Source organism: Hungatella sp. SL.1.14 (assembly GCF_024460495.1).
In the GTDB taxonomy this organism is placed as follows: domain Bacteria; phylum Bacillota; class Clostridia; order Lachnospirales; family Lachnospiraceae; genus Hungatella; species Hungatella hathewayi.
This window is the reverse complement of record NZ_JANFYJ010000013.1, coordinates 115,820-136,917: the sequence shown is the minus strand read 5'-3', so window position 1 is coordinate 136,917 and position 21,098 is coordinate 115,820. Positions and strand designations below refer to the sequence as shown.

Below are 21,098 nucleotides of genomic sequence, written 5' to 3'. Positions count from 1 at the left end.
TTTCTCCCAGGCCGGGCGGCGGGAGGTGACGCTTTGGCCCGCGAACTGACACGGGAGGAAAAGGCGGCCATCCGCTCCCTGGTGGTGAAATGGTGCGCCAACTATGACCGGGCCTGTGGATGCCTGCCCCTGGACTGTGAGTGCTATATGCTGGGAAAGTGCTGGACAGGTGCCTATTGCCGCTACTTCCGGGAGGCCGTCCTGCCCCTTGATCCAGCTCTGGAGGCCGCCCTTACTACTGTGGGCCCCAGGCCGGATTTCAAGCCCTGCCCCATCTGCGGCGGGGCCGTGGCCCCGGACAGGCGGCAGGCATATTGTTCAGAGGCTTGCGCCTTAAAAGCCCACCGCCGCCAACAGCGGGAATATATGCGCCGGAAACGGGGGTGATCTGTTGACAATTAGCCCCCGGAAAACCCGCTGATTTCAAGGCTTTTTGGGGCCGCTTTTGGGGCGGGCCGTAGTTTTATATGCCCGGCCCTGGAATGGCCGAAATGTTGTCAACATGGAAAAACGGGACTTTGGGACAAAGTGTCCCGAAGTCCCAGGCTGTTATGCTTGAGGAGGTGTCTATGGAAAAACAGAAAGACCAGGAATTTGCACATCTGGAGGTCAAACGTCTTTGCGGCGTGTTCGGCGCGCCCCTGCCCCCTGTGGAGGAAAAGCCCGTGGATAAGGTCAAGGAGCCGCCCCGCCCCTATCGGAGTCGGGAACGGGAGGAGCGGTGACAAAGAAACGCCGCCGCCCTGTCCATCTTCATGTCATGGTGTCTGAGGAGGAGCAGGCGCTGATCCGGGAGCGCATGGCCGAGGCTGGCATCCGCAACATGGGGGCCTATATGCGGAAAATGGCCCTTAACGGCTATGTGCTCCACGTTGACCTCTCGCCCGTCCGGGAGCTGGTGTCGCTCCAGCGGCGGTGCTCAAACAATCTAAACCAGGTGGCGATCCAGGCCAACACCTACGGCGGCATCTACCCGGAGGAGATCGCCGCTCTGCAAAGGGACTATGCGGCCTTATGGGGGCCGCTGTCTGATTTACTGGAAAGGCTCTCCGCCGTGGTGGAGCTTTGACCCTCCGGGGAGCGGTGTTTTACCGCTCCCCGGTTTTCACGACTTTGGGACACTTTGTCCCAAGGTGGCGAAAGCCGCATACAGAGAGGAGGGGTATTCACGGCCACAACCTACATCCGGCCTTACAAGGTAGCGGCTGGAAAAAGCGCAATCCAGACGATGGAGGAGCGGTTTGATTATGGGCTCAATCCCAAAAAGCTGGGGGCCGTGTCCGCTTATCTCTGCGACCCGTCCACAGCTCCCGCCGAGTTCCTGCTGGTAAAAAGCCAGTACCAGGCGGAAACGGCCCGGCCCGTGGAGCGCGGGGCCCTGTTCTTCCAGATCCGGCAGGCGTTCCCGCCCGGCGAGGTGACGGCGGAGGAGGCAAATAAAATCGGCTATGAAACGGCGATGCGCTGGACGAAAGGCAAATACCAGTTTTTTGTCTGCACACATACCGACAAGGGCCACATTCACAATCACATTTATTACAACTCCACGGCCTTTGACCGCTCCCGGAAATTCCATAATTTCATCGGCTCGTCCTTTGCCCTGCGGCGGCTGTCTGACCGGGTGTGCATTGAGCACGAGTTGTCCTATATCCAAAATCCCAAACTGCACAGCAAGGGCCGTTTTCTCCATTACGGTCAATGGATCGGGGAAAAGCCGCCCTCTGCCCAGCAGAGGGTGCGGCTGGCTGTCATCGCGGCCCTGGAGAAAAAGCCCGCCGACTTTGCGGCGTTCCTGCGGCTCATGGAGGAGTCCGGCTTTGCCGTCAAGCATGGGCGGGGCGGCGTGATCTCGTTCCTGGCTCCCGGCCAGGATAAACCGACCCGGCTCCGGGCTTCTACCCTGGGCGCGGGCTTTGACCCGGAGGACATCCGGGCGGTGATTGCCGGGGAGCGGCCCATCCCGGAACTCCCCCAGGACGCTCCGGCCCCGCCCCGGCGCGTTGATCTTGTGATTGACATTCAACAGCGCATGGCCCAGGGCAAGGGCCCGGCCTATGCGCGGTGGGCCAAGGTCTACAATCTAAAGCAGATGGCCGCCGCGCTCCAGTATCTGCGGGAGCAAGAACTGGCCGACTATGCCGCGCTGGAGGCCAGCACCGAGACGGCGGTGGATCGCTTTCACAAGTTGGCCGGGGAGCTGCGGGACACGGAGGCCGCCCTCTCCAAAACGGCCCGGCTTATGGAGGCCACGGTGGACTATGCCAAGACCCGGCCTGTGTTCGATGGTTACAAGGCGGCCCGGTACAGTAAAAAATACCTGGCCCAGCATGAGGCGGAGCTGGCCGCTTATCGGGCGGCAAAGGCGGCCATGAATGAAATCCTGGACGGGGCAAAGCTCCCCAAAATAGACACGCTGAAAAAATCCCGCCGGGAGCTGGCGGAAAAGAAAAAGGCCCTCTATGCCGAGTACCGCCAGGCCCAGGCGGATATGCGGGAGGCCGTGGCGGTCAAGGCGAATATTGACCACCTGCTCGGCGTGACGGACGGGCGGGAAAATAAGGCCCAGGAGCGGTAGCGACAGGCCGCAGACAACAGGCGCATAGCGCCGGGACTTTGGGACACTTTGTCCCGAAGTCCTGCGGGTTTGGGGAGCTCCCCAACAAGCATTTTTGCGGGCCTGCGGCCCGGCAAAAATTTCGGAGTGTGGACACACTCGAATTGCTTGCCAAAACGTGCGGGCCTCGGAAGTACCCGCGTTAAAACATCGGACTTATGTCATTTCACTCTTGTATTGTTCTATTGGATGTGCTAAAATAAAGTTGATTTTTAGAATTTGTTTTTATTTTGCAGGGAAGAGGTGACGGGATGCCAAAGGTAGCTTATTCTGAGGAGGATAGAGAGCGCATCAGAACGGAACTCGTTGCAGTTGGTCTTGAACTGATGGCAAAACAGGGCATACAGCATACTACTGTGGAGCAAATATATAAAAAGGTTGGTATTTCACGAACTTTCTTTTACTCTTTCTTTGCAACGAAAGAAGATTTGATCGTTGAAACGCTGTACTTGCAACAGCCTAAAATTATTGAGCAAGTGCAAAGACTGATGGCCGATCCTGCTTTAAGCTGGCGTGATGCCGTGAAACAATTTCTCTATGCCTGTTGTTACGGAGAGAAAAATGGCATCGCTGTTTTAACGATTGAAGAACAGCAACTCATTTTCAAACGTTTGTCAAAGGAAAGCTATCAAATATTCCGTCAAAAGCAGCTCCGTCTTTTTGGAGAAATTTTAGAAAACTTTGGTATAAAGGCGGACGCGGCAAGGATCAATTTATTTACGAATTTGAGTCTGACAGCGATGGTTGTACGCAAGGCAATTCCTGATACGTTACCTCTGTTTGTTCCCGAAGTTGCCGATGAAACAGTTGACTTTCAAATAAACGCTATTGTGGATGCCCTGGAGAAATTAAAAGCAACACCTACCGCTTGAGTGATTGAAATGAGATAATCCGTCCGAATATCATGTTTCGGCCATATATTCAGACGGATTTCTTTTTAGCCAGGATAAAAACAAATTTGGTTTTTTGCTCTTATTTTTGAGAGATAAAACCTAAAATAAAACGCAAAGGAGAACACGCGATGAAAGTATTTGATCTGTTCGTAAGCAAATATCCACCGGGTAATGATTTGAGAAAACCTACTGCGGAAACGCTGGAGCAATTTCAAGGGAAAGTGCCAGCGGAGCTTCTGAACTTTTGGCAGGAATATGGTTTCGGAAATTATGGCGGAGGTTTGCTAAAAATTATTGATCCAACCGATTATATTGATACGCTCACTCTTTGGCTGGGCGAACAGGAGGGGTGCCTTCCCATTCTAATGACTGGATTTGGAACGCTTTTTATTTACCGCAAGCTGTCTGATACAGCCGATGATATGTGCCTGCTTGATATTCACAACCGCAGATCGGGCAGTTTCTCTACCAGCTTTTCCGATTTTTTTGAGCGTATTATTCCTGCCGAAAATTTTGCGGCGCAGTTTCTGAGAGTGGGTCTATTTCAAGAAGCATTTGCTAAACATGGCGGCCTTTCAGAAAACGAGATTTTCTTCTTTGCTCCGGCTTTGGCTTTTGGGGGAACTGAGTCCATTCAATATGTCGAAAAGGGAAATGCCGTTGTTCATCAGCACTTGTTGTTTGAAATGGGGGCGGATCATTCCGATGATACAGAACCGGATGATATGTGGTCGCAAGCCTATGAAGCAAATCCCCATGTGTTTGAATTGGATAATGGCGGGCTTATGGTTAGCTTCACCTTTTCGGAAACTGTGGATACCATCCTGCCAGTAGCACCAGAAACGCTATATGAGATTGAGGGAGAGACTATTTCTCTATGGGCGCTGACTTTCGTTAGTCTAACAAAAGAGGAAAACCTTGGCTTTTTGGAGTACCACAAGGCTTTGAAACAATTACAACCCTACATTGTGGAAACGAGAGGAGATCACATATTAGTTCGCGGCCTGAGTTTGGCAGAGATGGAGCATATTCTGGCAAAGCAATAAATTTGCTTTACCGCTACTTTGGGACAAAGTGTCCCGAAGTGATATAGCTACTATCAAAATTATTTCATTTATGATGCTGTGGGTATTGCCCCATCCAGTTTCATATAAACACATTCAAACATTTAGGAGGAAAAGTCATGGGATTTTTTAGCAAGTTATTTAAGGGCCCTGAAATTGACATGGAAAAGAGCAACGCAAATGCAAAGAAAATGCGTGCTCTATTTAATCAGGTTGTAGAGAACGGGGACAATTACAGACTGATTTTCGGATATACCGAGGATGTGAGCCGGTTTAACTATGGCTTTGTTCATGGGAGCAAAACAAAGATCGGAAATTTAATTGTCGGCTGGAACGAAGCCAGCCAGACGATTGTGGTTGTTCCCACAGTACCCGATCTTTCCGGCTGTGGCGATCCGACCTACTATCGCCGTTCTGAAATTTTGAAAGCCTATCGGAACAAATACCCTACCGATGCTTTTATCATTTATCCAGACAAAAAAGGATACATTGGCATCAATGCCTATGACTGGCTGGAAGATGAAAAGCTGTATGTTTATGTATCACAGGATGATGAATTGGCCGCTTTTACCGACTTCTTTATGAATCGCTTTGCAACAAAGTGAGGTAAAAGATGCCTATTGGAGAAATCGGAGCGTTCCTGCTGTTTCTTGTGATCGTGTTTATAGTTGGAAATCTATGGTTTCATTTCGTAGAAGCAATTCTGCGGCAGATTAAAAAGCTATTTACACGTCACAAAAAACCTCCGGCATGGCATCCGCTCCCCCCGGACAAGGAGGATTGAAAATGTTCGATATAGACGAGATTAGGAAACAGGCACTCGCTTCTATGAGAGAAACCATGGAAAAGAACGAGGAACGAATTAGCAAAATTGAGGTTCCCAGCTCTGAAAAAGGCGCATCTGTGTCTGCCGCCGAAGTGGAAGAACAGATTGCCGCTAATACTCAACGTCAAGTAGAAATTCTTGGACAGATGTTTGGGCCAGATAGTATGGCTCAAATGGCTGTTAATGAGGAATTGCTGCAAAAGATGGTAAATGATAAAGTTGCTGAGGCAACTTCAGCTACTGCTGGGGACTTGATGGGACAGCTTTTCGGAGAAGATATGGGCATACTTGCGGCTGCTCTGGAAACGCTGGAAATGGAAGATGCGGACGATGAGGAAGAACTCTCATTCGATCTGGAACTGGAAGAAAAGCTCTATACTACCTTGGAAGAAACAATGGCCCGGCTTGAGGCCATGCCTGAGCCAGAAGCGATCCCATATCAAAAAGACGATGTAAAATGGGAACGCTTTGGCATCCTGCTGTCCGGTATTTTATCGACCCTTAACAGTCACGATCTGGATAGTATGGATGTGGAGGAACATATTCCTGTTATGGAGCAGAAAATCGTGTCCCTTGTGCGCCGCTCCTGGGGGATAGATGGCCGGAGTGATCTGCTGGACATGATCCGTTATCTGGCGCAGGAGGGTTATATCCTGCGGTATCAGCTTTATAGTGAGGCATCTTCGCCGGAGGAACTCATGGACGAAACTATGGACGAGGATGACCGTGAGTCTACCTGCCGGGCATGGAGGTTTGCACAACGGTATAAAGGTCAATATGCTCCCGGTTTTATGGCTGGATGGGATATTGGCCGGGCGGCGATGCTGACACGCTGGGGATGCTATTTAGGCTGGATCACAGAAAGCGAGGCTGTTGGTATTCTGTGGGATCTCTCCCAAAAGGTTGTTGAGGAACTGCATAGCTGGCGCGAATTTGCGCAATCTTATCTTTTTGGCGGTCTGATGTGGAAATTGCTATGCGGTGACAGCTCCGCAGGAAGTTACCTGGGTTATCTTGCAGACGCCGCCACAGACCTATTGACTGGAAAAGCAGAGCAGGATAACGGACAATGGCGTGATTGCCCTTGGCCTGCACAGAGAAAAATTGGTTTCACATTATAAATCTTTTTGAAAATTTGTTGCTATTCATCAGCCGCCAACGGAAACGGCATATAAAAAAACCGTTGGCTTGGCGGCTGTGTTGATGCACGCCTAAACTAAAGTTAAGCGGCGGTTTTGAAATTAACCATTTCAAGGCCGCCGCCTTTTTATATCACACGGCGGTAACAAAGGAGGTACGTCGTGTCCCGCACAATCCTTACCCGCCCCTCTAACTTATCAAAAAAAGCCAGGGCCCCGGACAAGGATATTTTAACCGTAGTTGCGAAAATTGTTATAATGTAGGTGAATATCTCAATTTATGCGCTTGCGCGGCTTTATGTCGTGCAGGCGCATTTTGTTATCCGTACTTTGAGACAAAGTGTCCCAAGGTGCGGGACGGCCCTCCCAGGTGCCGCTCCCCGCCGGCCCTCCATTTCGTTTCCCCTCAACCCGAACAAAACGAAATGGAGGACAAGCTATGACAACCATCAATCTGAAAGATTTTTATTATTGGTACATACAGGATCAATTTATCGAGGTTGCTGACGAGGTGGCCGAGGCTCTCACCGCCAGCAGACGCCAGGAGGCCGCCTATGTGGAGCGGGCCCGGTACAACAAGGCATATTATTCCCTGGACTGTGATGACGGGATCGAATATTCCGCCTGCCAGCATGAGCCCAGCCCCCAGGAGCTCCTGGATCGCAAGGAAATGTTTTTCCGGCTCTGGAACGCGCTCAACTCCCTGCCGGAGCTCCAGGGCCGCCGGGTGGATGCCCACCTCATTCTCGGTAAAAGCTATCGGGAGATCGCCCGCGAGGAGGGCGTGGATAAAAGCGCCGTTAGGTGCTCCGTCCTCTGCGGGATCAAACGCATGAAAAAATATTTGCGGGAAAATTTCTAAAAAGCATCTCCATTACCCCCTGTTTTTCTGGTGGTATATGAGAGGTAGGTTGCCTACCTCTCCACAGCAGGACGGCGGCGGCTCCGAGCATAGCGCGGGGAGCCAGGCGGCGGGTGCGCGGTGACTTCTCCACAAGAGAACGAGCGACCAACACCTGCGCCGCAGGTGGGCCGGGCCATCCCACGGCCACGATCCGCCACAGGACAGGCTGGCCGCCTGTCCCTCCGGGCCGCTGTCTCCTGCTGTGTGGGAGTGCTGCGCCGAGTATGGTTGTCTTTGGACAGGTCAAGGAAACGGGCGCGGCCTCCCTCTATCTTATGAAAGCGGGGCCTGCTTTATGAGCAGGGCTCCGGCTGGCTTCGAGACATTTTGTCCCGAAGTCCCGGTCAAAACAAGGGCCAGCACTTTCGCGGTGCTGGCCTTTGTCATTTCTGAAATGGGAGGTATTCTATGCACGCACAGACCAAATACAAAAGCGAAATGAAAACGGCTGTACTTGGTGATCGGACAATTACTATTAAAAATCTTACTCCCATTCTGCCCCCGCAGGAACGGGAAAAGCGCAGGCGCGAGGTGGAACAACAGCTTTTTGACGTGTTCCGCAAATATGCCGGACAGCGGGGGTAGTCAAAGGCATCCTTGTTGAATGGGGGCGGCAGAGGTATAATATAATTGTAGGTTGGCTCCCGTATAAACGGAAGGGAGCTAATTATGGATAATAGAATAGATGCAATTTACGGGCGGCAGTCGATTGACAAAAAGGATAGTATCAGCATTGAAAGTCAATTTGAATTTTGCCGGTATGAACTAAAAGGCGGTGAAGCGAAAGAATACAAAGACAAGGGATATTCCGGGAAGAACATAGAACGCCCCGACTTCCAGCGGCTTCTGAAAGACATCCGGGCCGGACTGATCCGGCGGGTGATTGTTTACAAACTGGATCGGATTAGCCGCTCCATTGTGGACTTCACAAAGCTCATGGAACTGTTCAAGCAGTACAACGTGGAATTTGTCTCCTGCACCGAAAAATTTGATACGTCAACCCCGATGGGCCGGGCGATGCTCAATATCTGCATCGTGTTCGCCCAACTGGAACGGGAAAGCATCCAGATGCGTGTGCAGGACGCTTTTTATTCCCGGTGTGCCAAGGGCTACTATATGAGGGGCCGGGCTCCATACGGTTTTGATACGGAGCCCATCGTCATGGACGGTATCAAAACAAAGCGGCTGGTTGAAAACGCTGAGATGGACTACGCCGAGCTTATGTATGAAATGTATGCCGAGCCGGAGAACTCCTACGGCGACATTACCCGGTATTTTACCGAGAATGAAATCATGGTGTATGGAAAGACATTGAAGCGCGGCTTTGTGGGCCAGCTTTTGAGAAATCCGGTTTACGTCCAGGCCGATATGGATATTTACGAATATTTCAAGGCCCAGGGCGCGAAAATCGAAAGCCCGCCGGAACTGTTCACAGGTGAATTTAGCTGTTACTTGTACCAGGGCCGCGAGGGGGAGGAAAACATTCTGGTGATTGCGCCCCACAAGGGCCGCATCCCCTCGTCCCTCTGGCTGGCCGTCCAGCACAAGCTGTCCCAAAATACCACGTTCCAGAATGGCCGCAAATGCCACAATACATGGCTGGCCGGGAAAATCAAGTGTGGATGCTGTGGGTATGCGCTGGCCAGTCTGAACGCTCCAAACGGTGTCACTTATATGCGGTGCAAGCAACGCATGGAAAACAAAAGCTGTCAAGGGCCCGGCACTCTCACAAAGCACGACTTGGAAAAATCGGTCTATGAGGAAATGGTTAAGAAGATGCGGGAATTTCAAACGCTGAAAGGCAGTAAGGCGGAGGGGTACAATCCCAAACTGACCGCCGCCCGCGCTAAACTTGCCAAAATCGAGGGCGAGATTGAAAAGCTCATTGACACGCTGACCGGGGCAAACCCGCTTTTGTTGCAATACGCAAACAGCCGGATTGAAGAACTGGACGCGGAACGGCAAAAGCAGTTAAAGCTGGTGGCCGACCTCACCGCTAACTCTGTTTCTTCCTCACAGGTCGATAGCATAACGGGATATTTAAGCCATTGGGAAGATGTGAGCTTCGATGACAGGCGGCGCGTTCTTGACACGCTGGTTTCAAAAGTTGAGGCCACTCGCACCGAACTTGCTATTGAATGGAAGATCTAAAACTTTTCACTTTGCATTGTACCCTTGTCAAGAACGCTTACCGGAGCTGAATAAAAGCGTCCGTTTCGATCATGCTTATGCCAGAACGCTTACGGAACGTGATCTGGATCATCAGGCTTATAGCCTGGAACGTCTGGTTGCAGCCGGAAAAGGGATTGGACATCCACATAAGCATCCACTTATGGCTGTTCATAAGACAGAATATAACCAGCGCCTGAAGTTTGATCTGGAGTCAATCATTTGTGCATATACAGATGCATTAATAAAATTCCAGACAGATGTGTCAGATTTTGTATCAATGATGGAGGTTGAAGCTCCGGTCACAGAGGATGAGTACAGAAACATCTGTAATTACGCCTCCAGTGTAATCGCGGCTGAAACGATTCCGGCATTCTTGCGTGAGACAGACAATGTGGATCGGGAATTTGCGGTGCCGGAAGCATATCTGACAAAACAGCAGGTATTTTCAGCGAAGCAGGCAGATTTCCTTTCGAAATGGAACGAAAATTTCCTTCGCATGGATATGAGTTCTTATCGGGAAAAGTATGACCAGGCAAATAAAAAATTCTTTGGTAAGGGAAAAGCATTGGCGTCCCTGACCGCAGAGCTGCAGGCATTTGCGGCTTTTACGATAGAGACGGACCGGATTCCGGTTTATCTGACAGATATTACCTTCTATCAGCAGGAAGCACAGGAAATGGCCGCCGCTGAGGCAGAATTGCCGTATGAATGGAAGCAGATTTTGAAAACCTGCGTTACAGCAGAGGCTTTGCAGGTTTATAAAAAAGGAGTGCAGAAACAGCTGCAGATTGTGTCACAATACTCAGATCAGATTCGGAAGCTGGAAGCTTCTGGAGCCTTGAAGTCCTGTATCCAGAAGGCAAGGGCATTGACTATGGATCTGGATACTGTAGTAAAAACTGAGGCCGGAGCAACGGAACTTCTGGATCTGGAATTCGACCATTCTGATGAGAACTATCTGGAAAGCAGGCTGAGGCTTTGCTCCAGTATTCTTGAAAATGCTGCTTCCATCAAAGATTGGATCGTATACCAGCAGTTTGCTGCGGAGTGCAGACAAATAGGTTTGGAACCCGTTTGTGCTGCTTATGAAGCCGGTCTGCCGCATGATGAGGTTATCATTGTGTATCTGCGCTCCATCTACAGGACGATTATCTTGTCGGTGATTGAAAATGAGCCGGTACTAAATGGGTTTACGGGAATCGGGTTCAATGAAAAGATTGCACAGTTTAAAAAAATGGATCAGGAATTTATGAACCTGACGAAAGATGAGATGTTTTATAAGCTGACACATCAGCTGCCGACATCGAACGACAGCGTGGAAGTCAGCAAAGAACTGAATATATTAAGAAGAGCAATCAGCAGCAACGGAAGAGGATTGTCTATCCGGACGCTGTTTGAACAGATTCCGCATGTGCTGACAAGATTGTGCCCGTGTATGCTTATGAGCCCGATTTCGGCGGCACAGTATCTGAAGGCGGAAAATGATCTGTTCGATATTGTTATTTTTGATGAGGCTTCCCAGCTTCCTACCTGTAAAGCGGTGGGGGTACTGGCCAGAGGAAAAAATGCAGTCATTGTTGGTGATCCGAATCAGATGCCGCCTACCAGTTTTTTTGCCGGTAATACGGTGGACGAAGACAATCTGGATATCGAAGATTTGGACAGTATTTTAGATGATTGCCTGGCGCTGGGGATGCCGTCTGCCTATCTGCACTGGCATTACCGCAGCAGGCATGAGAGCCTGATTGCCTTCAGTAATCAGGAATTCTATGAGAATTCGATGCTTACATTCCCGTCTGTGAATGACAGGGAAAGGCGGGTGAGCCTCGTTAAGGCAGATGGATTTTTTGACAGGGGGAAAGGCCGTGTCAATGAAAGCGATTATTGCGGAGATCCGCAGAAGGTATGAAGATCCGGAACGAAAGAATCAGAGCATCGGTGTGGTCACGTTCAATATCAGTCAGCAAACCTTAATTGAGGATATGCTGCAGGAGGAGTATCAGAAGGATGCGGCTTTCGATAAGTGGGCGAATGTAGGGGAAGAGACGTTGTTTGTCAAAAACCTGGAGAATGTCCAGGGGGATGAGCGTGATGTTATCCTGTTTTCTATCGCATTTGGTCCGGATGCAGAAGGCAGGCTGTCACTTAATTTTGGACCACTGAACAAGGAGGGCGGCTGGAAGCGGCTGAATGTCGCAGTGTCCCGTGCAAGAACCGAGATGATAGTATTTACTACTATGACAGAAGATATGATCGATCTTAAGAGAACAAAGTCGAAGGGCGTTGAAGCTCTTAAGGATTTTTTGAAGTTTGCACAGAAAGGCAGACTTCTGGGAGAATATGTGGAGACCAGGGTACAGAAGGAACAGGGAATCATGGAACATATCTGCCAGGCAATAACGGATGCCGGATACCAGTATCAAATGGCGGTGGGACATTCAAAGTTCAAGGTGGATATCGCTGTAGTCAATCCATACAATCCTGATGAGTATCTTCTTGGTATTATGCTGGATGGAGAATCTTACCTGCAATCAGCGAATACCAGGGACCGTGAAGTGGCTCAGATCAGCGTGCTGAACGGACTGGGCTGGGAGCTGCATCGGATCTGGACGATGGATTGGTGGGATAACCGTGATAAAGAGCTTTCCAGGCTGCTCCGGCTTCTTGCTGAAAGGAAGGAGGCAGCATACCAGATTTATCAGGACCGGCATAAAAATGATTCTGAGGAGATTGCTGCAGCGGCAGAAGAACCGGCAGTGAGGGTGGAACCGACAGAAGAGGTAAAGGAAACAAACCGTAATATTGATGTGTCATATACAGACGAATCGGCAGAGGGAAAGTCTTCAGATGAGATGACTTTGGTTCAGAAACCAGTCTCTGCTGATCCGGGATATTTTGTGACTCAGAATCCGGTTCCTGTTATAGCAGATGCCAAGGTGGCTTCTGGTAAGAACGAACCTTCTGATGTCATTGTAAAAGCAGACCATGAAGAGATGGAATACCGTGTAGAGGAATATATCTCCGCGGATGTTGAAGTTACCGATTTGTCTACAGTTGATTACATAAAGAAGGAGAATCTGCCCTTGATTGCTGATAAGATGCAGCGGATTGTTGATGCTGAGGCTCCGATTATGTATGACCGGCTGGTGAAGAAAACGCTGCGGGCATTTCATATCGCCAGATCCAGCCCACAGACACTGGAAGCAACAGACAAGGCGCTGAAGAAGGTTTCAGCGCGAATAAATAAACAGGCCGGAGTAAAGTTCTATTGGCGCAGGGATCAGGAACCGGATCAATATAGAATTTACAGAAGTGAGGCTAACTCCAGTGATAAAAGATCATCGGATGAAATATGCCAGCAGGAACTTAAGAATGCCGTATGTGCTGCACTTGCAGAAAAAGGGGCTCAGGATAAGGAGAGTCTCATGAAGAATGCAATCCGGACAATGGGGTATGCCAGAAGCAGTCCTGCGTTGACTGCTGCAGCAGAAAAAGGCTTAAAATATGGAAGAAGAACAGGGGAAATCGTTCAGAATGAAGAAAAGCGGTTTTTGCTGGGAAATTAATATTTCGTTCTATGAAAGAAATCTATGCCGGGGAGACTTTAGTCTTCCCGGTAGTTTATTACGGGAAATTACTAATTAGGGGTAATGAAGACGATTTGGAACGGAGTTATTGCCGCTGATACCATTATGATTTTGATATCAATTGTAACTGTTGCATTGCATAACAACAGGTTAGGAAGAATTGATTCTGTTTCGAATTGAAACGAAAAAAGTGTGAGGAAAGACAAAAGGAAAGTTGGAGAAGATAAAAGGAACGAATTAGATAAGAAATTGAAGGTATTATCAGATATAGCGTATGTTCTAAATAAAAATCATGTGGTATGGGCTGTTGATGGCTCTTTGCTGTTATATTTCAAAGGAAAAACGGATTTGTTTCATGATATTGACCTTATGTCTGTGATGATAATATTGAGCTGTTGAAAGAACTGCTTTTGCCGATGGGAGTGCTGGCACCATCTAAACTGAATAAATAGTATAAAACAAGACACTTTCTTGAATTTACAATAAAAGATGTAGATGTAGATATAATGGCAGGTTTGGTAATAGTTAAGGCTGGAAAAGAATATGATTGTTCGTTATTACCAGATCAGATTACAGAGTATATTCAGCTTAATGGGGAAACAATACCGCTTCATTCACTAAGCGTATGGAGAAGATATTATGAGCTAATGGGAAGAACATCAAAGGTGAAGATGATAGATCGCTAAACTTTCCGGCGGGAGAACATTATTTACAGATGTCCCGGACGGAGCGGGATATGATCGCAACGGTTTGAGTTATTGCTGGACTGTCCGGTGCCCTTTGGAGGCTGGGCTGGGGAATTAGGTCTTAGTGATGTGGTATGCCAGATGTATTATGCAAAAAGCGGTCTTGCAAGACTGGTTTATAAGATCCTGACAGATAAGAAGAATAAGAATGAAGCGGCGGGAACACCGGACTTAAATCTGCTGTTCCAGTATAATATTCCTTTCCGTGCAATCTCCAAGATGACAGGGGGGATGGTGAGCATGGGCATGGTAGATGGGATGCTGCTCATGATTAATGGGCATTTCTTTAAGGGGATAAAACAGATACTCTGCGGTTTTTTTTAAACCGCAGAGATAACAGATGTTATGAGAGGCTTCTGGAGGAGATGAGTGAGTAAAATGAAAGCATGGATTACAAATCATCACAAGATGCCGTTTCAATTTCTGATTTTTCATTATGTGAATGTGGAAAGTGATTTGGGATTTTTCGGTTTCTTCAGTTTCTCACTGCGACGACGTGTGCCCGGCTATCCGGCTATGAAATTTTGTATTATGCCCCAAAAGATAGATTTGATTGCAGTATGCGGCTGCCTTTCTGGCATTGATAAACGATACCGGGAGGAAAATATTTTGAGAGAGCCAAAGTGTTTTCCTCTCGGATTTCAGTTCCGCGCCGTTTCTCCTTCTGGGAAAATGATTTTGTAAACGGGAAAATAGATCACCATTTGGACGCCGCCGTTTATCACCGTAATAATAAGATTATACACTGCCGGCGGAAGATACAGCCTGCAGACCGGAATATAAAAGGACATCAGCAGACTGCAGGTGACTGTGATGACAATCCATGCAGCCGCATACCATGCCATCTGGTACCAGATATTTCCGTGGGAGTGAAAGGTGATATTTCGCTGCATGGGAAAGTTCACACACTGGGCAATTAAAAGGGTGATGGCAAATGATGCAAAATACCCCATCCCTCCCGATGCATCTCCGGTTACCGGATAATTAAACACATAGGTATCCACCACCCCAAACTGCAGGTGAATAAGCTGGCATGGTATTCCGCACCAGTCTGTGGACCGGTAAATGATGCCGGGCAGAAACGTCAGAAGGAGATACTGCAAAAGCGTTACCAGCAGCGAAAAAAGATAGAATTTTATAAATTGAACCAACACCTTGGCCAACTTTGGATGGCTTTTTTCGAAAGCAGGCCATTTGTGTCTGTTTACCATCGTTGTATTCATTCTAAATCACTTCTTTCTGTAATTTTCACCCGAGTTTCACCGGTGTGGATACCATCGGTGGCTGACAGATGGATTTCGTCTCCACTGGAGGCTGCAACAATTGCCAGAGCTTCGCCAAAGTACGTATCCGTGGTGTCGGAAAGCCAGCCATCGCTGTTATATGGACAGGCGCTGCCAAGGGCGGCCAGTTGTCCTCCGGTGACGGTGACATGCAGCCGGTGACGCTCCAATGGTTTTGTGATACCGTTCAAATCGGTGTATTTCAGACGGATAAAACAGAGTCCGCCCTTAGCGGCTTCGGGTTGTTCAGGGGTGACTTGTAACACGGTTTCCCTGCCCGCGGTCAAAAGCGAAGAACGGGCAATTTCTTTCCCGGAGCGATCGTAAGAAATTGCCGTGATCTCACCATTTTCATAGGCTGTATGAAAGAGCGTGCGGCATGCGTTTTTCAGTGCTTTTTTTCCGACGGATGTACCGTTGATCAGCAATTCTACGGAATGTGCCCGCGCATACACCTCGACCTCCGCTTTGTGCCCTTCACAGCCTCTGAAAGACCAGCTTTCCAGTGCATTAGTCATCTTCCAGGCCGAGGGTGAATGTTTTTCACCGGTATGATTCACAGGCCGTACGGCAATGACAGGCCCCTTCTCCAGTTCAAATGCTACACGGGTGTAGGCCGCTTCTGCCAGGGGTTTGCCTGTGAGATCGATTCTTCCGGATCCAGCGGACAGCCAGCCGGGACCGTGGGAGAAGTCAGGGGCGTAGTCTTTATATTCCCAGGCTCCGATACCCACCTCCCCCAGATAATCCATGCCGGCCCAGACGAAATCTCCGATGATGCGAGTATTTCGTTTAGCCAGTTCCCAGAATAAATAAGCATCCTTGCAAAAGGTTTCACTGCCCAGAATCAAACGGTTCGGGTATTTTTTTAAATCATGACGGTAACGCAGGATTCCGTAGTTGTATCCGGCGATGTCCATCGCGGCAAATGCGTCTCTCGTCTTCACATCACATCCGTGAAGGGTAGCGCCCAGTTTCATGGTATTATCACCCAGGAGCCCAGCCAGATTGTTGAAGAACTCGCTGCCCACTGCTTTTCGTTTTCCAGCCTTTTTAACTTCCTTTCTGGCTTTTTTGTCATTGTAGACGCCAAAGCCTATGGAGCTTAGAAGGTTAAAGAAGATGTTAATACCGCAGGTTACGGGACGGTCATCCAGGGTATGCAAGTATTCCGTCATGTCCTTCGTCAGTTGTATTCCTTTCTTCTGTGCTGTTTCAGAGACTTCATTTCCTGTAGAATACAGGATCACACTGGGATGGTTGTAATCTTTATCCACCAGATCCTTTAAATCTTCCCGCCACCAGTCCTCAAAATATCGGACGTAATCGTATTCGGTTTTGTGGATATACCAGGCATCTGCATATTCATCCATGACAAGCATACCCTGCCGGTCGCAGGCCTCCAACAGAGCCTTGGAGCAGGGATTATGGGCGGATCGGAGTGCATTATAGCCGTTTTCCATAAGAATACGGACCTTCCGTTCCTCTGCCTCCGGATAGGCACAGGCACCCAGCAGACCGTTGTCATGATGAATGCAGGCGCCGCGCAGAATGACCCGTTCTCCATTGATATAGAGGCCATTGCTGCCGTATGTAACGGTGCGGATTCCAAATGTTACGGTTTCTTCGTCGGTAACAAACGTGACACGGCAGGAGTAGAGTCCGCCTTTCCCCGGTTCCCACAGTCTGGCATCGGGAATTTCCGCTTCCATAACAAGTTCACCTATGGCAGATGCAGAACGGCAGAATACTTCTTTTCTGCCGTCAGAGATGGAAATGTTCACATCGCCTTCGCCCTCCGTCAGCACTCGGATTTCAATGACAGCAGGATGGAGACTTACGGTATGAATTTTAACACCGTTTAAAAGAATCCTTTGCCGGTCAGAGATCCACATTACTGCCGGACGGTAGATGCCGGCGCCGGAATACCACCGGCTGTTTGGCTGATCGCTGTTTCGGGCGATTACCTGAATTTCGTTGGCCTGGCCAAAGTTTAAATAACCTTCGGTATCTACATAGAAATTGGTGTATCCATATGGACGAAAGGCTGCTTTTTTTCCGTTTACCATCACTTCTGCGTTGTGGTAAACGCCTTCAAATTCAAAAATAATCTTTTTGCCTTCGTATTCCTGCGGGATATTGAAGGTTTTGGAATATAAATAGTCATGGCCCTCATACCAGCCGGTATTGATGCCGCCGGGGCTTAAGGAAGAACGGTTTTCCCTGAGCATGGCATCATGAGGGAGGGCAGCCGGAATGGCTGCCTCCCCAGAACCAAGGTGTTTATAAAACCACCCATTATTGAAAGGAACAGATTTCATAGTGGTATGCTCAACTCCCTTCTTTTACCTGCCTGCAAAAACTTGCGGCGATGCAGGCTGTCATTGTCAGCACATAGAAGATGACGGCGGTAAAAAATGAGGCATGGAGAGGGGCAAAGTTGGCATTATGGGCGGCGAGGCCGCCGAGCCATTCCATTCTGCCTGTGATAAAACGTACCAGACAGAATGCGGACAGTAAGGCTGCAAAAAATGAGGCGGTGTTATAGTACGTTTTTCCGGCTTTCGATTGATTGAAAGCCATGACTGCCAGCTGAACTGCTATGACAGCCAGAGTCAGAAGATAGACGGAGCCAGGGGTATTTTCACCGTCCTGTGCCATTACCGCGTAAGAGATCATGGCAATCACAGCCAATATGATGGAGACGGCTGATATATAAAATCCGGCTGCCTGTTTCTTAAAAAAAAGGTTCATCCTATTTTCCCTCCTTATTCCTACGGTTCCGGACGAGAATCCGTAAATTTAACAGGTACAGAATAAAGCTTACCGCCGCCAGCACTGCCAGAGCCATGCTGATGCTGTTTAGCGCTGCTTTCCACCAGGGAGTGACTCTCACGATTGTTGAGTTGGAGGACACCCCGTTCATGGCATTGCTGTTTACATAGGTATATAGAATCCGGTGGCAGGACTCGCGTACTCCTGACAGAAGCGTTAAGTCGTTTGTCAGTGATTCGGCGTTAATGGCGGAGAAATCGCTGATCATGTTATCAAATGCATTGGTTCCGGAGGTGATGGACGCGTAAGGGTACATTAAGTCACTAAACGCAAAATCGGTGATTGTGTAACCCTCAAATCCCCATTCGTTCCTCAAAATATTGACCAGGAGCGGTTCGGAATATGTGACATGCGTAACTCCGACACGGTTGAATGCCGTCATGGTGCCCATGGAACCGCCTTCATCCGGACGGAAGGCTCCTTCAAAGGCGCGAAGCTGGATTTCACGTGCGGCCTGCTCATTCATAAAGGTAGCCACGCCCTGGCGGTTAGTTTCCTGATCATTAAAGGCAAAATGCTTTGGCCCGGCTACGCTGCCGTAACGCTGTCCTTCCGCGCAGATTTCTGTTGCCATCAAGTTTGTGAGCATGGCATCTTCGGAGAAATACTCATAGTTACGGCCTGAATACGGAGTGCGGTGTATATTGCATCCGGGCGCCCAAATCTCGGTGTAGCCAGACCATAGGGAATCTTCTCCGTTCACTCTTCCGCGTTCTTTCGCAAGTTCAGGATTAAAGGAAGCTGCCAGAACCGGTTCTGTACAGAATGTGGTGAAATTGTAATTGCGTATGTAATCAGATTCGGTACCATCGATGTGGTAGACTGCTTCTGCATCTGTATTAAATTTGGCATCATATCCAATGGGGCCATCCTTGTCAAGACTGCCGCCGTAGTTGATTGTTGATACAGGCGTGGTGTGCTCGCATGCGTCTGTGACGAGCTGGGCCATCTCATCTGCTGTCATCTGGTTTAAGATACTTTCCCAGAGCTCATCGTCGTAGGAAGCGCCTCGCATTGTGATTAAGTTATAGCCTGTTTCTGCAGAAGCGGTAACAATCGAAGAGGTATCGGAAGAACCTGCATCGTAGAGCTCGGTGGTCAGCCATGGAATCATCCCGGCGGTCGCCTCCAGTCCATCATAACCATCGGACCATGTTCCGCTCCAGTCATTTCTGGAGAGGTATGTGACAGTCCCCGGCTTCCAGTAATTATAATCGGCATCCTCCAGCTGATTGGTGATTTTAGTTTCACCGTCACCGGTAAAGGCATATTTTTCCATATCACTGTCCGCTTTTGCCCATCGATAGGCGTTTGCTGAATTTCCATCGTAATCCATCCCATTACCGGACGTCATGCCCTTTGCGGCCAGAATATGGTTCAGTGCATCATGGGCGCCGTTGCCGATGGAAAAGTAATAGTCACCGGCTTCCAGGATATAGGTTTTTGCATTCTTGTAATCGTAGCTGGCCAGATATTTCAAGTCGAGGTCAATGGTGAGCGTCTCCGATTCTCCGGGCTCCAGAGTCCGCGTTTTGTCAAAGGCCATCAGCTGAACAGCTGCCTTTTCAATCTGGTTCGCCCTGTCATAATCTGTGTACGGAGACTGGGCATAGATTTGCACTGCATCTTTTCCGGCAGTGCTTCCGGTATTTGTCACAGTAACCGTGACGGCTGCCGAATTGTTTTCCTCATTGACTTCTACGCTGTCCAGAGTCTGGGAAAATGTAGTGTAGGACAGCCCGTAGCCAAATCCATAGGAGACCTCATCGCCGTAATTCCAGGAATCACTGCCGCTTGAAACGCCTGCAGCAGAAGCTGCACTGCCTGTTCCCAGTACACAATCCTCATACCGTGTTTCATAGTATTTATACCCCAGGTAGATACCTTCAGCCTGAACCAGATAGTAGCTTCCGTAATTTCCCAGATTCTCCGCCTCTGCGTTGGCAAAGGTAAAGCTGCCTGCATTTTGCCATGCTGGGGAGGAGGTGGAACTGACTGCATAGGTGTCGGGGAGATGACCGGAGGGGCTCACTCTGCCTGTAAGGATATCGGCTACTCCATAAAGTCCGTGGGTACCTGGTTCGCCGATCCAGAGAATGGAATCGATCTCCGGGTCCTGCTTTAGTGACTCGATCTCTATGGCAGCGGAACCGTTTAATAGGACGATCACTTTATCGAAATTCTGCTTGGCCTCGTCAATTAAAGCCTGTTCCTCTTTGGTGATGGCCAGACTGCCTTCCTCTAAATCGCTGCCTTCCCCTTCCAGACGGCAGAGCATGACGATGGCCGCGTCGCTGTAGGAGGCATAGCTGTCTCTCCAACTCTCAAAAGCTGCCGATGCGTCCGCCTCTAATGCGCCGCGGGACCGGGTGGCCAGCTCGACCTTTTCATTATCCCAGGGACCGCTGGTGGTGACGCTTCCGTCCCTTCCGGTGGAGTCGATCACACAGTTTTCCGGGATACCGGTTTTCTTATACCAGTCGCGGACTGTCTCATTGATGCGGATGCCGGATTCTGAAAATACCTGGTAAATCGGGACGATCTGGTCCGTATTTTTGATGACGCCGCCTCCCTGGGCGCCGGCATAGACAGGGCTGACGCCTCCGATGCCAAATACGGTGACATTGACTCCTCCGGTTCCCAGCGGCAGCGTGTTGTTATCATTTTTTAGAAGTACGGAGCCTTCCTCCTCGATCCGTTTGTTCAAGTCCTCCCTGTAGTCCACCAGTTCCCGGGCAGATGTAAAACCGGATTGAAAGTAGATGCTGCTTTCCGCTTCCCCTGAATCGACACTGACTACTTTCGAGGACTGCGTGCCGAAAATAGAATTAATTCGCGCCTCCATGGTGCCGGCAATCGATGTCCCGCCCAGTACGACTGCAAGAAGACAGCAGCTCGTTGTGGTAAGTCCATGCCATACACGTTGTGATGTTCCTGTAACCCTCATAACCTTCCTCCTTCACATGAAAATTGTCCGTAAATATTGAGATATAACACTGCTTCTGCTCAATACTTTCGGAAAAATAGATAAAATA

The 21,098-nt window shown here is 49.3% G+C and carries 19 protein-coding genes; 15 read left to right on the top strand and 4 right to left on the bottom strand.

The features are described from left to right. Positions 1-33: 33 nt before the first annotated feature. The 15 genes from NE473_RS15430 (at position 34) to NE473_RS15360 (ending at position 14,629) form a co-directional block, all read left to right on the top strand. Positions 34-387, top strand: a complete 354-nt coding sequence (locus NE473_RS15430; protein WP_117570331.1) for a cysteine-rich VLP domain-containing protein — start codon at positions 34-36, stop codon at positions 385-387. A gap of 182 nt (positions 388-569) precedes the next feature. Then, complete coding sequence (locus NE473_RS15425; protein WP_022180498.1) at positions 570-725, top strand: hypothetical protein; 156 nt, start codon at positions 570-572, stop codon at positions 723-725. Beyond that, on the top strand, positions 722-1,069 hold the full coding sequence (locus NE473_RS15420) for a plasmid mobilization protein (RefSeq protein ID WP_022180499.1): 348 nt from the start codon (positions 722-724) through the stop codon (positions 1,067-1,069). The genes NE473_RS15425 and NE473_RS15420 overlap by 4 nt, the downstream gene beginning before the upstream one ends. A gap of 159 nt (positions 1,070-1,228) precedes the next feature. Continuing rightward, complete coding sequence (locus NE473_RS15415) at positions 1,229-2,575, top strand: relaxase/mobilization nuclease domain-containing protein (protein WP_117579872.1); 1,347 nt, start codon at positions 1,229-1,231, stop codon at positions 2,573-2,575. A 290-nt stretch (positions 2,576-2,865) separates the two neighbouring features. Beyond that, a complete protein-coding gene (locus NE473_RS15410) occupies positions 2,866-3,486 on the top strand; it encodes a TetR/AcrR family transcriptional regulator (RefSeq protein WP_118478835.1) in 621 nt (206 codons plus the stop codon). A 149-nt stretch (positions 3,487-3,635) separates the two neighbouring features. Continuing rightward, positions 3,636-4,553, top strand: coding sequence for a DUF4299 family protein (locus tag NE473_RS15405; protein ID WP_117536691.1), 918 nt, complete (start codon positions 3,636-3,638; stop codon positions 4,551-4,553). Positions 4,554-4,690: 137 nt separating this feature from the next. Next, on the top strand, positions 4,691-5,176 hold the full coding sequence (locus tag NE473_RS15400; protein ID WP_117536690.1) for a hypothetical protein: 486 nt from the start codon (positions 4,691-4,693) through the stop codon (positions 5,174-5,176). Between the two features lie 181 nt (positions 5,177-5,357). Continuing rightward, the gene (locus tag NE473_RS15395) at positions 5,358-6,518 is read left to right on the top strand and encodes a DUF1266 domain-containing protein (protein WP_158552719.1); all 1,161 of its coding nucleotides are present in this window, start codon (positions 5,358-5,360) and stop codon (positions 6,516-6,518) included. 457 nt (positions 6,519-6,975) lie between these two features. Then, positions 6,976-7,398 (top strand): sigma factor-like helix-turn-helix DNA-binding protein, encoded by a 423-nt coding sequence (locus NE473_RS15390; protein WP_117536688.1) that lies wholly within the window; start codon positions 6,976-6,978, stop codon positions 7,396-7,398. 450 nt (positions 7,399-7,848) lie between these two features. After that, entirely contained in the window at positions 7,849-8,025 is a 177-nt protein-coding gene (locus NE473_RS15385; RefSeq protein ID WP_022180503.1) for a hypothetical protein, read from the top strand. 84 nt (positions 8,026-8,109) lie between these two features. Continuing rightward, complete coding sequence (locus NE473_RS15380; RefSeq protein ID WP_118478839.1) at positions 8,110-9,591, top strand: recombinase family protein; 1,482 nt, start codon at positions 8,110-8,112, stop codon at positions 9,589-9,591. Positions 9,592-9,889: 298 nt separating this feature from the next. Continuing rightward, positions 9,890-11,521 (top strand): DEAD/DEAH box helicase, encoded by a 1,632-nt coding sequence (locus NE473_RS15375; protein ID WP_256265330.1) that lies wholly within the window; start codon positions 9,890-9,892, stop codon positions 11,519-11,521. After that, positions 11,484-13,178 (top strand): PDDEXK-like endonuclease domain-containing protein, encoded by a 1,695-nt coding sequence (locus NE473_RS15370; protein WP_256265336.1) that lies wholly within the window; start codon positions 11,484-11,486, stop codon positions 13,176-13,178. Before NE473_RS15375 ends, NE473_RS15370 begins: the two co-directional genes overlap by 38 nt. A gap of 848 nt (positions 13,179-14,026) precedes the next feature. Further along, positions 14,027-14,269, top strand: a complete 243-nt coding sequence (locus NE473_RS32855; protein ID WP_196411683.1) for a hypothetical protein — start codon at positions 14,027-14,029, stop codon at positions 14,267-14,269. 45 nt (positions 14,270-14,314) lie between these two features. Next, positions 14,315-14,629: a hypothetical protein gene (locus NE473_RS15360; RefSeq protein WP_256265329.1), complete on the top strand. Its 315-nt coding sequence runs from the start codon at positions 14,315-14,317 to the stop codon at positions 14,627-14,629. Here the strand turns inward: NE473_RS15360 and NE473_RS15355 are convergent. Genes NE473_RS15355 through NE473_RS15340 form a run of 4 tightly spaced genes read right to left on the bottom strand, consistent with a single transcriptional unit; the run spans position 14,587 to position 21,010 of the window. Next, positions 14,587-15,168 (bottom strand): hypothetical protein, encoded by a 582-nt coding sequence (locus tag NE473_RS15355; RefSeq protein ID WP_242866233.1) that lies wholly within the window; start codon positions 15,166-15,168, stop codon positions 14,587-14,589. The two genes, NE473_RS15360 and NE473_RS15355, sit on opposite strands and share 43 nt — an antisense overlap. Beyond that, a complete protein-coding gene (locus NE473_RS15350; RefSeq protein WP_055651737.1) occupies positions 15,165-17,549 on the bottom strand; it encodes a glycoside hydrolase family 2 TIM barrel-domain containing protein in 2,385 nt (794 codons plus the stop codon). The genes NE473_RS15355 and NE473_RS15350 overlap by 4 nt, the downstream gene beginning before the upstream one ends. Before the next feature lie 10 nt (positions 17,550-17,559). Further along, complete coding sequence (locus tag NE473_RS15345) at positions 17,560-17,982, bottom strand: hypothetical protein (protein ID WP_055651736.1); 423 nt, start codon at positions 17,980-17,982, stop codon at positions 17,560-17,562. A 1-nt stretch (position 17,983) separates the two neighbouring features. After that, positions 17,984-21,010 (bottom strand): glycoside hydrolase family 3 protein, encoded by a 3,027-nt coding sequence (locus tag NE473_RS15340; RefSeq protein ID WP_055651735.1) that lies wholly within the window; start codon positions 21,008-21,010, stop codon positions 17,984-17,986. Positions 21,011-21,098: the final 88 nt, after the last annotated feature.

Bases quoted from the DNA above. Each gene is read 5' to 3' on its own strand.
- NE473_RS15425 (WP_022180498.1), top strand. From the start codon at position 570: ATGGAAAAACAGAAAGACCAGGAATTTGCACATCTGGAGGTCAAACGT.
- NE473_RS15415 (WP_117579872.1), top strand. From the start codon at position 1,229: ATGGAGGAGCGGTTTGATTATGGGCTCAATCCCAAAAAGCTGGGGGCC.
- NE473_RS15410 (WP_118478835.1), top strand. From the start codon at position 2,866: ATGCCAAAGGTAGCTTATTCTGAGGAGGATAGAGAGCGCATCAGAACG.
- NE473_RS15405 (WP_117536691.1), top strand. From the start codon at position 3,636: ATGAAAGTATTTGATCTGTTCGTAAGCAAATATCCACCGGGTAATGAT.
- NE473_RS15400 (WP_117536690.1), top strand. From the start codon at position 4,691: ATGGGATTTTTTAGCAAGTTATTTAAGGGCCCTGAAATTGACATGGAA.
- NE473_RS15395 (WP_158552719.1), top strand. From the start codon at position 5,358: ATGTTCGATATAGACGAGATTAGGAAACAGGCACTCGCTTCTATGAGA.
- NE473_RS15390 (WP_117536688.1), top strand. From the start codon at position 6,976: ATGACAACCATCAATCTGAAAGATTTTTATTATTGGTACATACAGGAT.
- NE473_RS15385 (WP_022180503.1), top strand. From the start codon at position 7,849: ATGCACGCACAGACCAAATACAAAAGCGAAATGAAAACGGCTGTACTT.
- NE473_RS15380 (WP_118478839.1), top strand. From the start codon at position 8,110: ATGGATAATAGAATAGATGCAATTTACGGGCGGCAGTCGATTGACAAA.
- NE473_RS15375 (WP_256265330.1), top strand. From the start codon at position 9,890: ATGATGGAGGTTGAAGCTCCGGTCACAGAGGATGAGTACAGAAACATC.
- NE473_RS15370 (WP_256265336.1), top strand. From the start codon at position 11,484: ATGAAAGCGATTATTGCGGAGATCCGCAGAAGGTATGAAGATCCGGAA.
- NE473_RS32855 (WP_196411683.1), top strand. From the start codon at position 14,027: ATGTATTATGCAAAAAGCGGTCTTGCAAGACTGGTTTATAAGATCCTG.
- NE473_RS15355 (WP_242866233.1), bottom strand. From the start codon at position 15,168: ATGAATACAACGATGGTAAACAGACACAAATGGCCTGCTTTCGAAAAA.
- NE473_RS15350 (WP_055651737.1), bottom strand. From the start codon at position 17,549: ATGAAATCTGTTCCTTTCAATAATGGGTGGTTTTATAAACACCTTGGT.
- NE473_RS15345 (WP_055651736.1), bottom strand. From the start codon at position 17,982: ATGAACCTTTTTTTTAAGAAACAGGCAGCCGGATTTTATATATCAGCC.
- NE473_RS15340 (WP_055651735.1), bottom strand. From the start codon at position 21,010: ATGAGGGTTACAGGAACATCACAACGTGTATGGCATGGACTTACCACA.